A 14,672-nucleotide genomic window follows, 5' to 3' on the forward strand; every position below is an offset into this window, starting at 1 on the left:
AAGCGGTCGCGGGCTGTGCAAGGAGGCGGCCCAATACGGCTGAGTGCGGCTAATTGCGTGCGCCGACCGGAAGCGACGCACGACGAACAAGACAGAGCAGTTCGGCCTCGGGATTCGCATCCTGATTTCGACACTGAAATAGCGCCGCTCCCCATTGCATGCACTATCGAGCCCTTGGCGAGGTTCTACACCCGAGAACGGCCAAGTCGCAAGCGGCAGTGACGCCTTCCTCGACCACGTATTGCGGCAGTGAGGAAGCGTGAGTTTCGGTGAGCATCGGATAGCGAAACAGTCGACGCCAGGGCAAGCCGGTTCCCGGCGAGTCGAACCGCGACGGCATCGATACGGACGATCCGTCACAGGCTACTGGCGAGCTTCGGCCTCCAGAAAAACCCGACCGCCACGGCCCCTACCAGGAGATGCCGACGTGGTAGTTGACGATGGCCAGGGAAGAAACCCGGTACAACTTCGACTCGCGCGACGGCGCGCGAAGCAGGGCCGATAGTGCCGGCGCGGCTGACACGAGCAGCGCGCCGAGGCACAGCAGGGCACTGTTCTGCATCAGCGAGACGGCCGCGACCGAGAACGCAGGTATCTGACTCCCGAGAGGCGCTGGATAGGCCGAGCCGTAGCTGGTCAGTACACCGGAGGCGACCACGTGTGCCGCGAACACGACGGCGCAGTTGGCCAAGTAGCGAAGCGTGGTGAGGAGGATCTTGTCCACTGCACCTTGGGCCAGGGTAAACCGCGCACGGCGCCATCCTGCCAGGCATCCGCGATCTGGTCGATCGACTACCCAGCCCGCGGGCCGTACCCGGGCGGAGGCCATCGCAGACGACGGAGCCCCGACGGCACGCGGGGGTCGTCGGCATCGGTCGTCAGCCAGAGCGCGCCCTGCTCATCGAAAGCAATGCCCTCCACCTTGACGTCGCCATCCAGCTGTCCCGTCCACACCACCTTGCCGCTCGGGTCGCACGCCGCCAACACGGCCCCGGCGCATCGGCCGTCGTCGTAGGCGTTCGAGGCATCTTCCGCCACGGCGGTGAGCAGCCAGCCGCCTTCCTCGAGAGCAGTCGCATCGGTAATGCCGAGAGGCACTTCGCCGATTCGGCCCAGATCGAGTTCGGTGAAGCGCACCGGGGGCACTTCTGCCGCGCGCTCATCGGCCAACAGAAAACCGATCGCCAGGCCCAGGTCGAGGCGAAAGCATCCGTTTACCGGCGCGCTGCGGTTGGCCCGGCTGAACAAGAACAGGTCGTCGCCCCTTACCAACCCGGCCTCGATGTTGAGTTCTCCGACATGACGGCGCAGCACGTCGTGCAATCGCGTCAGGGAAACCGCTCGCGCGACGCCGGAAAGGCCGCCGTTCGCGTCGAGATCGACGACATAGGCGAAGTCGCGTTGCGTACGCGAACCGGAGCCCCAGGCGACCAACATCGGCGAACGGTCTTCGTCCCCCGGCACATGGAAGAGCGCCTCCAGGTCCCTCTTCCGGCGCTTGCGCTGCGCGGGATGCGTCGGCAGCGGCGCCTCCAGCAGGGGCAGCATCCGCAATGTTCCGGCTTCCACATCGTCGCTACGCAAAGCGACCAGGTGATTCTCGTCGTCGGCGACGATATAGAACCAGTCGCCCACGATCGCCAGGCCGCTGGCCGAGCTGATGTGCGGCTGCCCCCGAGGATGCGAGGCCGGGTCGATTTCCAGCGCGCGAACCGGCGTCGTCAGGATCATTGCCGGAGGCAGTGCAGGGTCTCGCATTATGTCCAGTCAGGTCGTGGGCGGTCGTGGCTGGGCCGATGCCCCGACACGTAACGGCCATGATACGTCGCTGGACCGACGCATCTGCTTGAAGCCAAGCATCGCCGGTCCGCGCACGCCTCAGCCACGCTCGAGCCTATCGAGATCCGATCAATCCGGAATCGGCTTCGGTTGCCAGGGATGATGCCTCGACATAGCGGACAAACCGAGGCTTGTGAAGCTGCTTTCGGTCGCAAGCGATCTGCCGGAAAAGAAAATGGGGCTCCATAGAGCCCCATCCGTTGCCGACCACGGCCGTGCGCCCAACTACCGCCTGCCGGGTCCAAGCAGATCGAGGTCTTTCCGGGAAGCCCCTCCGCCGCACCGGGCGCGAGAGGGGCCGGCCCCCATGCAGCCGTTGAAGCCATCGATTTCGAACGGCAGCTATCGATAGCGCGCAACCACGAAGGTCGCTGGCGAGTTGCCGTAGCCCGCCACGACGATTTTGCCGTCGCCTTGCAGGGCGAGCCCTTGAACAGCGGCATTCACGCTGCCGACGACGGTGGCGACAGGCCCGAAGCTGGCATCCTGGTTGCCGTACGGGTCGTAGCGATTCAAGGTCAACTGCCGGTAGCTGCCCGCCTTGGAGTAGCCGCCGACAACGATGCCTCCATTGGCGTCGATGGCGACATCGCTGCCGATCGCATCGCCGCTGCCGATGGCGGTAAGGACCTTGCCGGTGCCGGACCCGAAGTAGCTGTCCAGCGCGCCGGTGCTCGTGTAACGAACCGCAGCAACTCGGTAGTAGTCGGCGCTCGTGCTTTTCGCGTAACCGGCGGCGACGATGTTGCCGTCGCTTTGAATCGCCAGCGAAGTGGCGATGGCGGAATTGCCGGTGGAAGTGCCGGCCACATTGGTCAGGACTTTACCGCCGGTGCCGAACGTGGTGTCCAGCGCGCCATTCGTGGTGTAGCGCGTCAACGCGAACACGGTGCCGCCGCTCGACGCGTAGCCGGCCAGCACGGGTTTGCCATCCGCCTGGACGACCAGGCTGTTGGCGAAGGCGGAGCCCGTGCCGACCGTCGAAGTCACGGTCCCGGAACCGCTGCCGAAGCTGTAATCCAAGGTGCCGCTGCCGGTGAGACGCGCCAGCGCAAAGCCGGAACCGGCATAGCCCGCAACCCAGATCGAGCTGCCCTGTACGGCGACGGCGTAGGCTTCCGAAGCCCCCGCGTAGAAATTGACGATCGCCTTGCCTGAGCTGCCGAAGCTGGTGTCCAGCGAGCCATCCGCGTTGTAGCGATAAACGGTGAAGTTGCGGGTGGAGGTGAAGTTCGGACACGAAGTGCCTGCGACGACGATCTTGCCGTCCGCCTGCAAGGCGAGTGCGCGCGCCTGCCCCGAGCAGCTGCCGGACGGCATGGTGGCGATCTTGCCGGTGCCATTGAAGCTCGTATCCAGCACGCCCGTAGCCGTATAACGCGCCAGTGCGAACTCACCGAGTGCGGTCTGGCCGGCGGCGACGATCCGTCCGTCCGGCTGCACGACCACCCGGGCGGCGGCGCCGTAATTGCCGAATGCGGTGGCGGTGATGCCGGCCGATCCGAACGTGGGGTCCAGCGATGCGGCCTGAGCGGGCGTTGCGAGTGCGCCGAGGGCGCTGAGGGCGCTGAGGGCGCTGCCAAACGATATCTTCATCGTGTCGCTGATCATTGCTGACGCTCCTTGTCGACTGCGATTGAATCCATTCTTGGCTCGCCCCACACCGCCGTTTGCTGTGCAGCGGCGATGCGCCGAGTGCGCAAGATTTTGAAGGCGGCTGCGAAGGTGGGGTCGCTCGCGAAAGGTATCCGTGCTTGATTACAGATATCGCGCAAGTAATCGCGCTGCGGTGCGGGTGGCTCCATCGCGCTGACAGTCCGCAACCGCAGTCGCCCACGTACCGGACCAGGGTCACCCGTCGCCCTGTTTCCCAGTCCAGGACATGCTTATGCGTGCAACGGTGAGCAGGCCCCAGATACTGCTCGGATACTCAGCATCCCTCCCTCTGCTAATTGTGCCCAAGGCGAATCTCCGTCGTTGAGACGTTCCGAAGACTTGGGACATCCAGTGCTCGGGAGCGCTGAACTCAAGCTCTCGTCGCCATAGCCATCCACTTGAGCCACCCAATGCATCGCCGACAGCGAATGCATGTGCGGAGGCTGCGATCAGGGCGTCTATGGACAGAGCCTACGTCGCCGGTGGATCAGCCGTTTGTGACTGGTTCGGTGCGGACGTCCGGCCATTCGGAGTAGCCGTGCGACTATGTCCGCAGCGAACTGCACCATAAAGCTACGCTCGGCGAGCGGCCACGGCGTCGAGACTGATCAGGCAGATGCCGGCACACCACTTCCTGCGCACCGCCAACAAAAAGGGCTCCGAAGAGCCCTTCAAGTCGAAACCCCGCCGCTCAGGGCTTGATGTATATGAAGCGTCCCTTGCACAACTGATCGTTATCTTCGATGAAGAACTCTATGCGCTGCCCCGACGCTAAAGCAGCGGTCACCGCAGCGTAGACCGCTTTATTGTTATCGAGGTTAGCGCTCTGCCAAGTCAACACCTTACCGGCGGGACATGCTGTATTTCCCTGATCCAGGGTAAAACGCACGGACTCGGGCATATAGCTGACCTCGATTGCGGTCACCTTACCAATAATGCTCTGTAGCGCAAAAGCGTTTGTGCTGAACAGAAATAACAAGAGCAAGACGGGAAAACCCCGATATCTCGACATATCAATACCACCCCTATCGCAATCAATAGCTTAACGCGTTAAAAATCAAAGGCACAACAAACGAAGCAGGATTCGTTTCAACAAAATGGCCGTATAGATCCCAGTTCGTGCAGTTGTGGCCGCAAGTCGGATCGAGATCGTATGGCGCCCCATAGGCCACCAGCGTGTAACGTCCGTCGAGATGGCCTCGCACATTTCCACCTACGCCCACATTGTGGGAGTGGTCCGGGAAACAAGAATCCTCACACACCCGCGCGCCTTCCCACCAGCGCAATCCGTCTTCCGACTTACGAATCACCAGATGAGAGTCTTCGCCATGGTGCGGCTCGACCGCATACATTACGAACAGATTCGAGACAGGATCCAGCTTTACATCTACCGAGGTCGACTGCACGTTCGTCTGTTGACCTGTCGGCCATGCCACCGGATCGGTCGTAGACGAAAAATAGATCTTGGCCACCCGCTCCGACGGGTAGCTTTCGGTATCGTCCATATACCAAGAGTACAACCGCCCATCCTTGGAAACGACCGTCTGTTCACCAGCCCCGTACCAACCTGTGACCACCTCTTTCTTGGGATAGAGAATCACTTTCGGATCCGAGGGATTCGATTCCCAGGTACCGCGTTGGGTATATTTCAAGTACGGACCGGCCACATCGTTGGCGCGCGCAACGAACATGACGGTCTCGTATCCGGGAATATTTCCCGAATAGAAGAGGTAATACTTTTCGCCATCCCCGCGATCGAATTTCACCAACGAAGGATCGCAAGCCGCACGCTCGTTTATTCCGCCCGACACTTCCAGAATTTTTTCGGGCACGCTCCAAGCGACGCCGTCGACCGAATTCGAGTAACGAACGGCGTCCCAGGCGTTTGCGCCCGAACCCGTACTGCAATAAAACATGTGCAGCAGGCCACCGTCGGACACGATACTGGGCGCGTATGCGTATACGTAACCGTTCGAGTCCGAATCGATGAGTTTGCCTACGAAAGTGGTCGCGCTCGCTGTCGAGCAGGACAGCACCAGCAGCAGTCCGAGCAATCGATTCTTAAGCATTGCCTGCACTCAACCGCATTTGCTGTATCCGCAATTCAAGCACGTCGCACACCCGTCCATCAGGACCAGGGCCTTGGTGCTGCACTTGTGGCACAGGGTCGCGGTCGGCGGGAACGAGGCGCCTTCGCCGGTCACGGCGACGTCTTCGCTGCGCGGTTCGGCGGCGCCGAGCGCGGCGGCCGCGGTTACGTCAGAGTTTTTTTTTGAGCCGCGCTGCTCGTAGGCGGCGCGCTTCTCGGCGATGAGGGCGCGCTGGGCGTCGCTCATGTCCGGGTCGTGGATCATGCCGATCGACTTGAGGTGGTCCTCGACGATGGCGCCCATCTCGGCCACCAGGGACGGCATGTAGACGCCGCCGGCCTTGAAGTAGCCGCCGCGCGGGTCGAACACGGCCTTCATTTCGTCGACCAGGAAGGTGACGTCGCCGCCCTTGCGGAACACCGCCGACATGATCCGGGTCAGCGCGACGATCCACTGGAAGTGGTCCATGTTCTTCGAGTTGATGAAGATCTCGAAGGGACGGCGCGACTCGTGCTCGGTGCCGGCGTTGAGGACGATGTCGTTGATGGTCACGTACAGGGCGTGCTCGAACAGCGGCGACTTGATCTTGTAGGTGGAGCCGATCAGGATCTCGGGGCGCTCGATGCGCTCGTGCATCTGGATGACGTCGGCGACCGGCAGTTCGTCGGCCTTGGCGGCCGCGGCGGCGCTGGCGGCGGAAACCTTCGCGGCTTCCTTGGTCTTGTCTTCCAGGCTGACGACGCTGTAGCCCTTGATTTTTTGTTCGATCTTGACGGCCATGGGCCCGACTCCTGATGCTTCGTGCTTGTTCTTGTGTGGTGGCGCCGAACGGGTGACGCGGATACCCAGCTGGGGACCGGACAGCGCCGGCCGGCGGCCTTCGCCCCGACCCTCTCCCGCGCCGCGGGAGAGGGCGGAAACGCGAGGCGCCTATCGATCAACGCTTCTTCGCGGCCTTCTTGGCGGCCTTCTTCGCCGGCGCCTTCTTGGTCGCCTTCTTCGCGGCCTTCTTCACCGCAGCCTTCTTGGCGGGGGCTTTCTTGGCCGTCGCCTTCTTGCTGACGGCCTTCTTCGCCGGAGCCTTCTTGGCGGCCTTCTTGGCGGTCGCCTTCTTCGCGACCTTCTTGACGGCCTTCGTCGCCTTCTTCGCGGCCTTCTTCACGGTTTTCTTGGCCGTGGCTTTCTTGGTCGCTTTCTTGGTCGCTTTCTTGGCGGCCTTCTTCGCGGGCTTCTTGCCGGTGGCCTTGGCCTTCAGCGCGGTCGCTTCCTTCTTGGCCTTGGCGCTGGCGGTCGCGAGCTTCTTCTTGGCCGTGCCGACGGCCTTCTTGGCGGCCTTGCGGGCCTTGGTCGCGGTCTTCTTGACCGAAGCCACGGCGCCCTCGGCGCGGTTGGCGATGGCGCTGCCGATGTTGGACGCCGTTTCCTTGACGTTCTCGGCGGCCTGGGTCAGGGTCGCCGTCACTCCATTACCGTTGCTCATGGTGCCCTCCTCGTGGGCGTTTTTTCTAATGGGCGGTACGTTCGCGGTACGTGTAACCGGGGTCTTGCCGGAGCGATGCTATACCTGCTGCGCGGGCGTAGACAGGGGTCGGTCTTCGGCGCCCGAGGCCGTAGCGGCGAAAGCTGGCGGATGAACGCGGAATCGGCCTGAATTCCGCGTCCGGCGTAACGGCCGCCGTGCCCGTACTGCGCGATCGTACCCACCTGCCGCGCGCGCCCGGCGGACCGGGCGGGCGCTTCGGTGCGCCGATCAGAACTTGCCGTAATACCCTTCCTTGAGGGCGTCGAACAGGTTCGCGGCGGTGTGCATTTCGCCGTCGTACTCGATCTGTTCGTTGCCCTTGACCTCCAGCACGCTGCCGTCCTCGAGCTCGAAGCGGTAGGTGGTGTTTTCCAGGTCGGCTTCCTTGACCAGCACGCCCTGGAAGGCGGCCGGGTTGAAGCGGAAGGTGGTGCAGCCCTTGAGGCCCTGCTCGTGGGCGTAGCGGTAGATGTCCTTGAAGTCCTCGTACGGGTAGTCCGTGGGGACGTTCGCGGTCTTGGAGATCGAGCTGTCGACCCACTTCTGCGCGGCCGCCTGGACGTCGACGTGCTCCTTCGGGCTGATGTCGTCGGCGGAAATGAAGTAGTCGGGCAGCTTGGCCTCGGCTTCCTCGCTGAACGGCATCGCCTTGGCGTTGATCAGCTCGCGGTAGGCCAGCAGCTCGAAGGAATAGACGTCGACCTTTTCCTTGGACTTCTTGCCTTCGCGGATCACGTTGCGGCTGTAGTGGTGGGCGAACGAGGGCTCGATGCCGTTGGAGGCGTTGTTGGCCAGCGACAGGGAAATGGTGCCGGTCGGGGCGATCGAGCTGTGGTGGGTGAAGCGCGCGCCGATGTCGGCCAGCTCCTCGACCAGTTCCGGGGCCACCCCGGCGACCCGCTGCATGTAGCGCGAGTACCTGGCGTGCAGGACCTTGCCGGGGATCTCCTGGCCTATCTTCCAGCCGTCGGCCTTCATCTCCGGGCGCTTGCGCAGCATCTCGGCGGTGACGGCGAAGCGCTCTTCCATGATCGGGGCCGGGCCCTTCTCCTTGGACAGGGCCAGGCCCATTTCCCAGCCGGCCACGGCCATTTCGCGGGCGATCCGCTCGGTGAACTCGCAGGACTCGGCCGAGCCGTACTTCATCCGCAGCATGGTCACGGTGCTGCCCAGGCCGAGGAAGCCCATGCCGTGGCGGCGCTTGCGCATGATCTCGGCGCGCTGCTGTTCCAGCGGCAGGCCGTTGACCTCGACTACGTTGTCGAGCATGCGGGTGAACACGCGCACGACTTCCTTGTATTCCTCCCAGTCGAACTCCGCCCGGTCGGTGAAGGCGTTGCGGACGAACTTGGTCAGGTTGACCGAACCCAGCAGGCAGGCGCCGTATGGGGGCAGCGGCTGCTCGCCGCAGGGGTTGGTCGCGCGGATCGTCTCGCACCACCAGTTGTTGTTCATCTCGTTGACGCGGTCCACCAGGATGAACCCGGGCTCGGCGTAGTCGTACGTCGAGACCATGATCATGTCCCACAGGTGGCGGGCGCGGATGTGACCGTAGATCTTGCAGGCGACCAGGCCGTCCTCGCGGACCACGTAGTTGCGGGTGGTCGGCCAGTCGCGCCAGACCACCTGGTTCGGGTCGTCGAGGTCGACGTCGCCCTGTTCCTTGATGTTGACCGGGAACACCAGCGGCCAGTCGGCGTCGGTCTTGACCGCGTCCATGAAGCCGTCGGTGATCAGCAGCGACAGGTTGAACTGGCGCAGGCGGCCGTCTTCGCGCTTGGCGCGGATGAAGTCCTTCACGTCGGGGTGGCTGACGTCGAAGGTGCCCATCTGGGCGCCGCGGCGGCCGCCGGCCGAGGAGACGGTAAAACACATCTTGTCGTAGATATCCATGAAGGACATCGGACCGGAGGTGTAGGCGCCGGCGCCGGCGACGAACGCGCCGCGCGGTCGCAGGGTGCTGAATTCGTAGCCGATGCCGCAGCCGGCCTTGAGGGTCAGGCCGGCTTCGTGGACCTTCTCCAGGATGCCGTCCATCGAGTCTTCGATGGTGCCCGAGACGGTGCAGTTGATCGTCGAGGTGGCGGGCTTGTGCTCCAGCGCGCCGGCGTTGGAGGTGATGCGGCCGGCCGGAATGGCGCCGCGGCGCAGCGCCCAGACGAAGCGTTCGTACCAGTACTGCTGCTTCTCGGCGCTGGGCTCGGCGTCGGCCAGGGCGCGTGCCACGCGCTGGTAGGTGGCGTCGATATCGCTATCGACCGCTTCGCCGCTCTTGGTCTTGAGGCGGTATTTCTTGTCCCAGATGTCCTGGGACGCGGGTTGCAGGGCGATGTCTTTATCTGCCACCGCGTTCTTGACCGCCTCGAGGCGCACCGTGCTCATGCCTGTTTCGTCTCCTGAATCTTGACGGCGGGCCGTTCGGTTGCGCCCGCCATCGGTGGTTTCTTTTTGTACGTGGTAACCGGGGTTTGTCTGAAGCCGGTGTCTGTCAGGGTCGTGCGTGCCGCGTCTTGCCTGTTGCGTGTTGCCGGTGAAGCGGGTCTTCGTCGAGACCTGGGTCGAATCGTTACGGGTCGAATCGGTAACCGGGGCCTTGCGTTCGCTTTGCTGCCGTCAGCTCATCCATGTATCGAGTCGCGCGTGTACACCGTGTTGCGGGATGTCGCGGTATGGCCGCCTGGCGCCGGCGGACCGGAACCGGGTGGGAGCCGCCGCCAGCCCCCCGCCGACGGCGACGCACGCGTTCGCGTTGGTTACGCGCCACGTGCGGTGATTGGCTGGTCTTCGCGGTTCGCGCCCGTATCCGTCATGCGCCCGCTCGCTATCTAGGCTACGCACCGACCGACCCAAGCCGAACCCCTATGCTTGGGCTCCTTCCGCGAAGCCGACCACTAGATGTTGTGGCGTCGCAGAGACTTCAAGCTACGCCCGCAGTTTCTGGAAGTCAACGGCTTTTTGATGGCTATCACGCTTTGTCTGTGTTGGCGCGGTCACGCATTCCAATTTCGACGCGACCGGCCGCGGCGGCCGCGCAACGCTCGCGGCGAGGCCGCGGCGCGACCATGCCCACGGGTACTTCATCGGCTATTTATTCGCATTCTCCGACACTGGCCGCGACACTGAACGAGATCGCGCCGACGCGGTCCAAGCCCCTGCCCTGCCGGCATGCCCTGCCGGCGCGCGGGCTTGATCGTCGGCGGCGACGCCACGATCTGGGTTCTGTGCCCTTCCCTTCCACCGTTGACCGGAACAGCGACTCGATGCGTCCCTTGCCGACCCTGCTGACCCTTGCCCTCGCCGCCGCCTTCGGCGGCTTCGCCGCCACCGCGATCCGCGACGGCCTGCAATCGCCGGCCCAGGCGTCGCCGGCCGCGGTCACCCTGCCGCTGCCGACCGCGGGCGCGTTGCCGGCGTCGGTCGGCGGCCAGCCGGTGCCGTCGCTGGCGCCGATGCTGCAGCGGGTCACTCCGGCGGTGGTCAGCGTGCACACCAAGCAGACCGTGCGCATCCGCAACCCCTTCGCCAACGACCCGTTCTTCCGCCGAATGTTCCCCAACATCCCGCAGGAGCGGATCAACGAATCGCTGGGCTCGGGCGTGATCATCGACGCCAAGAACGGCTACGTGCTGACCAACCACCACGTCATCGAGGGCGCCGACGAAGTCTCGGTGACCCTGGCCGACGGCCGCACCATCAAGGCCGATTTCGTCGGCTCCGATCCGGACACCGACATCGCCCTGATGCGGGTGCCTGCGCAGAACCTCAGCGCGATCACCCTGGCCGACTCGGACGCGCTGCGGGTCGGCGATTTCGTGGTCGCGGTCGGCAACCCCTTCGGCATCGGCCAGACCGTGACCTCGGGCATCGTCTCGGCGGTGGGCCGCAGCGGCCTGCGCGGCCTGGGCTACCAGAACTTCATCCAGACCGACGCCTCGATCAACCCGGGCAACTCGGGCGGCGCGCTGGTCAACCTCAACGGCGAGCTGATCGGCATCAACACCGCCAGCTTCAACCCGCAGGGCAGCATGGCCGGCAACATCGGCCTGGGCTTCGCGATCCCCGCGAACCTGGCGCGCAACATCAAGGACCAGCTGATCGCCAACAACGGCGTGGTGCGCCGCGGCAGCCTGGGCCTGGAATCCCAGGACGTGACCCCGCAACTGGCCGCCGCGCTCAAGCTCGGCGAGCCGCGCGGCGCGCTGGTCGCGCGGGTGTTCGCCGGCAGCGCCGCGGCCGCGGCGGGCCTCAAGCCCGGCGACGTGATCCTGACCGCCAACGGCCAGCGCGTCGACGGCCGCGATGCCTTGCGCAATTTCGAAGGCCTGCAGCCGATCGGCAGCAGGATCGCCCTGGAGGTGCTGCGCGACGGCCAGCCGCTGCAGCTCACCGCGAGCCTGCGCGAACAGGCCAAGGCGGTGGCCGGCGCCGAACTCGACCCGCGCCTGGGCGGGGCGACCTTCGCCGAGCTGCCCGAACGCCTGCGCCAGTCCGGCTTCTCCGGCGTGGTGGTCGAAAGCGTGGCCCGCGGCAGCCGCGCCGAAAAGAACGATTTGCGCAAGGACGACGTCATCGTCGCCGCCACCAGCGGCGAATTCGACGATCTTCCTGGCTTCCGCGCGAGCTTCACGCGGGCTCCGGCACAGTTGGTGCTGCGGATCGTGCGCGGCAATCGTCGCGGCGATCTGCAGATGCAGTAACGTCGCGGGGGCATCCTGCGCCGTTGCCATAGGCACGAATGCGCGCCGCCCCGCGGCGCGGTCCGATCAATGCCGCCGAGGGCCGGGACCGCCCGGCCCGTCGGCGGCCCGCTAGAGCCCTGGACTCGTTCAGCGGTTCATCCATGCAGCAGGAGGAACACCACGATGACCCCCACTTCGACCGACGCCATCAAGACCAATCTCGGCCAGGCCGGCACCCACCTCAAGCAGGCCGCCAGCGATGCGGGCGAGGCGATCCGCAGCGCCGCCGGCGTCGCGGGCGAGGAACTCAAGCTCGGCAAGGCCAATGTGAAGTCCGACCTCGCCGACAGCGCGCTGGCCGGGATCGCCGCGGCCGAACACGCCGGCGGCGCCGCACGCGAGCAAGTCGATGCGCTGATGGACAAGGGCCGCGACCTGATCGAAAGCGCCGCCGAGCTCGTGCGCGAACGGCCGCTGGCGTCGTTCGGCGTCGCCTTCGCGGCCGGCTTCATCATCGCCAAGCTCGCCCGCAGCAGCGACAAGTAAGCGTGAGCGACCCGAGCCGCAGCGGTCCCGCCCCCGCTCCCGGCGGCGACGAGATCCCCGACCCGGCCGCGCCGGGGCGGGGGCCGTCGATCGAAGAGTCCTATCGCGAGATCCGCGACGCCGGGCGCGAAGGCCTGTCGGCGGCGATCGACACCGGCCGCGCCCTGCGCGGCCTGTTCATCGCCGACTTCGCCCTCGCCCGCAGCGCGCTCGGCCGCGCCCTGCTGTGGGTCAGCGTGGCGATCGTGTTCGGCGCCTCGTCCTGGCTGCTGCTGATGGCCGCGCTGATCGCGCTGCTGCAGGGCGTGCTGGGCTGGTCGTGGCTGGCCTCGATGTTGACCGCGTCCGGAGTGAGCCTGGTCGTGGCCGTGCTCGGGGTATGGCAGGCGATGCATTATTTCGAGTTCACCCGGCTGCACGCGACCCGGCGCCAGTTGCGGCGCCTGGGCATGGGCGATCTCGACGACGAAGAACTGCAGGCGCACCTGGCCGCCGACGCGGGCCACGCCGCCCGCTATCACGGCCAGGGACAGCACAAGGACCACGAGAACGCACCATGACCCGGTTCGAACGACTGCAGCGGCGCGTGCACAAGCGCGAACACTTGCTCGAAGGCCGCTACGAACAGGCGCTCGAGCGCAAGGCGCTGCTCAAGGCGCGTTGGCATGAGGCCTGGACGCCGGGCCGGATCGTCATCGCCGGCCTGGTCAGCGGTTTTTTGATGGGCCGGGCCGAGCCGGCCAAGATCGCGGCCAAGAGCAGCAACCTGATGCAGATCGTCACCATGCTGTCGGGCCTGTTCGCCGGCAGCAGTGCGCAGAACGCGGCCGACCAGGCCGGTCGCGCCGCCGGCGAAGCCGGCCAGGCCGCCGACAATGCCGGGGCGGTGGCCGAGGCCACCGGCGCGGTCGCGCCGGGCCTGGCACCAGTGGCGCCGCCGCGGACGACGGCGCACAGTGCGCGCAACGACCACGCCGAATCGATCGAGCCTTGAGCACCTCCGCACCGCAACCTCCCGCTGCGGCCATCGAGCCGGACTCGGCCGAGCCTCCGCCGGCCCGGACCGGGCCCGAGCCCGAACCCGCGACTGCGGCGCCCCCCCCGGCGGTAGCGCGGCCGAAAGCGCCGGTTCCGCTGACCATCCTCGCCGTGCTCGCGGTCGGCTACACCCTGTGGGCCGCGCAGGAACTGATCCTGCCGATCCTGCTGGCGGCGTTCTTCGCCCTGGTCGGCAACCCGATCCTGCGCGTGCTGCAACGATTGTATTTGCCCCGCGTGGTCGGCGCGGTGGCGGTGATCGTCGGCGGGCTGGCGATTTCCGGGGTGCTCGCCCTGCAACTGGTCGAGCCGGCCAGCGAATGGGTGCGCCAGGTGCCGCGCGAGATGAAACAGCTGGCGCCGAAACTGCGCGAGATGACCAAGCCGATGCAGGAAGCCAACCGCGCCGCGCAGAACATCGCCCGCGCCGCCGGCGGCGAAAGCACCAGCAAGCCGGTGCAGGTGATCAAGACCGAACTCAACGACCCCTACCGCGCGCTGACCTCGACGCCGAAATACGTCGCCCAGGTGCTGGCGGTGGTGCTGCTGACTTTCTTCTTCATGGTCTATGGCGAGTCCCTGCAACGCAAAGCGATCGCGCTGCTGCCCGGGCCGCAGCAGAAACGGCTGACCATCGACATCCTGCACTCGATCGAGCGCGAGATCTCGCGCTACGTGCTCACCATCAGCCTGATCAATACCGGCCTCGGCCTGGCCCTGGCCGGCGCGCTGTACGCGCTCGGGGTGCCGCTGCAGGAGGCGCTGCTGTGGGGCACGATGGCGGCGATCCTCAACTTCGCCCCCTTCGTCGGTCCGCTGATCGGCATGCTGATCATGCTGATGACCGGCCTGGTCGCGTTCGACGAACTGCTGCCGTCGCTGCTGCCGGCCGGCGTCTATCTGCTGTTGCACGCGATCGAATCGCAGGCGGTCACCCCGATCGTGCTCGGCCGCAGCATGCGGCTGTCGCCGCTGGTGCTGATCCTGGCGCTGATGTTCTTCGGTTGGCTGTGGGGGATCATCGGCCTGCTGCTAGCGGTGCCTATGCTGGTCTGCGTGAAACTGTTGCTGGCGCGGATCGAGGGGCTCGGGGGCTGGTCGAAGCTGCTGGAGTGACAGTGCCGCATGCTCGCCTGGAGCCGGCGCGCTCGCCTGGAGCCGGATGGAACCCTGCCCCGCTCCTGGATGCCCGGGCCGCGCCGGCAGCGGCTCGCGGCGACGCCTTCGCAGTTCATGCGCCCCGTTTCCCGCCCAGCCGGCCCGCTTCGGTTGCGTTCCCTGCGCGCCATCGCCCAAACCCCG

At 65.7% G+C, this 14,672-nt stretch carries 13 protein-coding genes; 5 read left to right on the forward strand and 8 right to left on the reverse strand.

The window, feature by feature from the left end; translation table 11 throughout:
• Positions 1–409: 409 nt before the first annotated feature.
• From AC6CH2_RS05285 to AC6CH2_RS05320, 8 genes are all read right to left on the reverse strand, one after another.
• Positions 410–724 (reverse strand): hypothetical protein, encoded by a 315-nt coding sequence (locus AC6CH2_RS05285; protein ID WP_498268281.1) that lies wholly within the window; start codon positions 722–724, stop codon positions 410–412.
• 68 nt (positions 725–792) lie between these two features.
• On the reverse strand, positions 793–1,731 hold the full coding sequence (locus AC6CH2_RS05290; RefSeq protein ID WP_498268282.1) for a DUF6929 family protein: 939 nt from the start codon (positions 1,729–1,731) through the stop codon (positions 793–795).
• A gap of 450 nt (positions 1,732–2,181) precedes the next feature.
• Entirely contained in the window at positions 2,182–3,450 is a 1,269-nt protein-coding gene (locus tag AC6CH2_RS05295; RefSeq protein ID WP_498268283.1) for a hypothetical protein, read from the reverse strand.
• A 736-nt stretch (positions 3,451–4,186) separates the two neighbouring features.
• Positions 4,187–4,420, reverse strand: a complete 234-nt coding sequence (locus AC6CH2_RS05300; RefSeq protein ID WP_498268284.1) for a hypothetical protein — start codon at positions 4,418–4,420, stop codon at positions 4,187–4,189.
• A 109-nt stretch (positions 4,421–4,529) separates the two neighbouring features.
• Complete coding sequence (locus tag AC6CH2_RS05305) at positions 4,530–5,564, reverse strand: hypothetical protein (RefSeq protein ID WP_498268285.1); 1,035 nt, start codon at positions 5,562–5,564, stop codon at positions 4,530–4,532.
• Between the two features lie 9 nt (positions 5,565–5,573).
• The gene (locus AC6CH2_RS05310; protein ID WP_498268286.1) at positions 5,574–6,365 is read right to left on the reverse strand and encodes a TSCPD domain-containing protein; all 792 of its coding nucleotides are present in this window, start codon (positions 6,363–6,365) and stop codon (positions 5,574–5,576) included.
• Between the two features lie 157 nt (positions 6,366–6,522).
• A complete protein-coding gene (locus tag AC6CH2_RS05315) occupies positions 6,523–7,065 on the reverse strand; it encodes a hypothetical protein (RefSeq protein ID WP_498268287.1) in 543 nt (180 codons plus the stop codon).
• 270 nt (positions 7,066–7,335) lie between these two features.
• The gene (locus AC6CH2_RS05320) at positions 7,336–9,489 is read right to left on the reverse strand and encodes an adenosylcobalamin-dependent ribonucleoside-diphosphate reductase (protein WP_435394581.1); all 2,154 of its coding nucleotides are present in this window, start codon (positions 9,487–9,489) and stop codon (positions 7,336–7,338) included.
• Positions 9,490–10,367: 878 nt separating this feature from the next.
• Here AC6CH2_RS05320 and AC6CH2_RS05325 point away from each other — a divergent pair.
• The 5 genes from AC6CH2_RS05325 to AC6CH2_RS05345 all read left to right on the forward strand — a co-directional run bounded on the left by AC6CH2_RS05325 (position 10,368) and on the right by AC6CH2_RS05345 (position 14,486).
• Positions 10,368–11,804: a Do family serine endopeptidase gene (locus tag AC6CH2_RS05325; RefSeq protein WP_435394582.1), complete on the forward strand. Its 1,437-nt coding sequence runs from the start codon at positions 10,368–10,370 to the stop codon at positions 11,802–11,804.
• A 165-nt stretch (positions 11,805–11,969) separates the two neighbouring features.
• Positions 11,970–12,332, forward strand: coding sequence for a hypothetical protein (locus tag AC6CH2_RS05330; RefSeq protein WP_435394583.1), 363 nt, complete (start codon positions 11,970–11,972; stop codon positions 12,330–12,332).
• A gap of 2 nt (positions 12,333–12,334) precedes the next feature.
• A complete protein-coding gene (locus tag AC6CH2_RS05335) occupies positions 12,335–12,892 on the forward strand; it encodes a phage holin family protein (protein WP_498268288.1) in 558 nt (185 codons plus the stop codon).
• Positions 12,889–13,326, forward strand: coding sequence for a hypothetical protein (locus tag AC6CH2_RS05340; protein WP_498268289.1), 438 nt, complete (start codon positions 12,889–12,891; stop codon positions 13,324–13,326). The genes AC6CH2_RS05335 and AC6CH2_RS05340 overlap by 4 nt, the downstream gene beginning before the upstream one ends.
• Positions 13,327–13,358: 32 nt before the next feature.
• A complete protein-coding gene (locus AC6CH2_RS05345) occupies positions 13,359–14,486 on the forward strand; it encodes an AI-2E family transporter (RefSeq protein ID WP_498269089.1) in 1,128 nt (375 codons plus the stop codon).
• Positions 14,487–14,672 lie beyond the last annotated feature (186 nt).

The sequence above is a fragment of the Lysobacter sp. GQ73 genome, assembly GCF_059758755.1.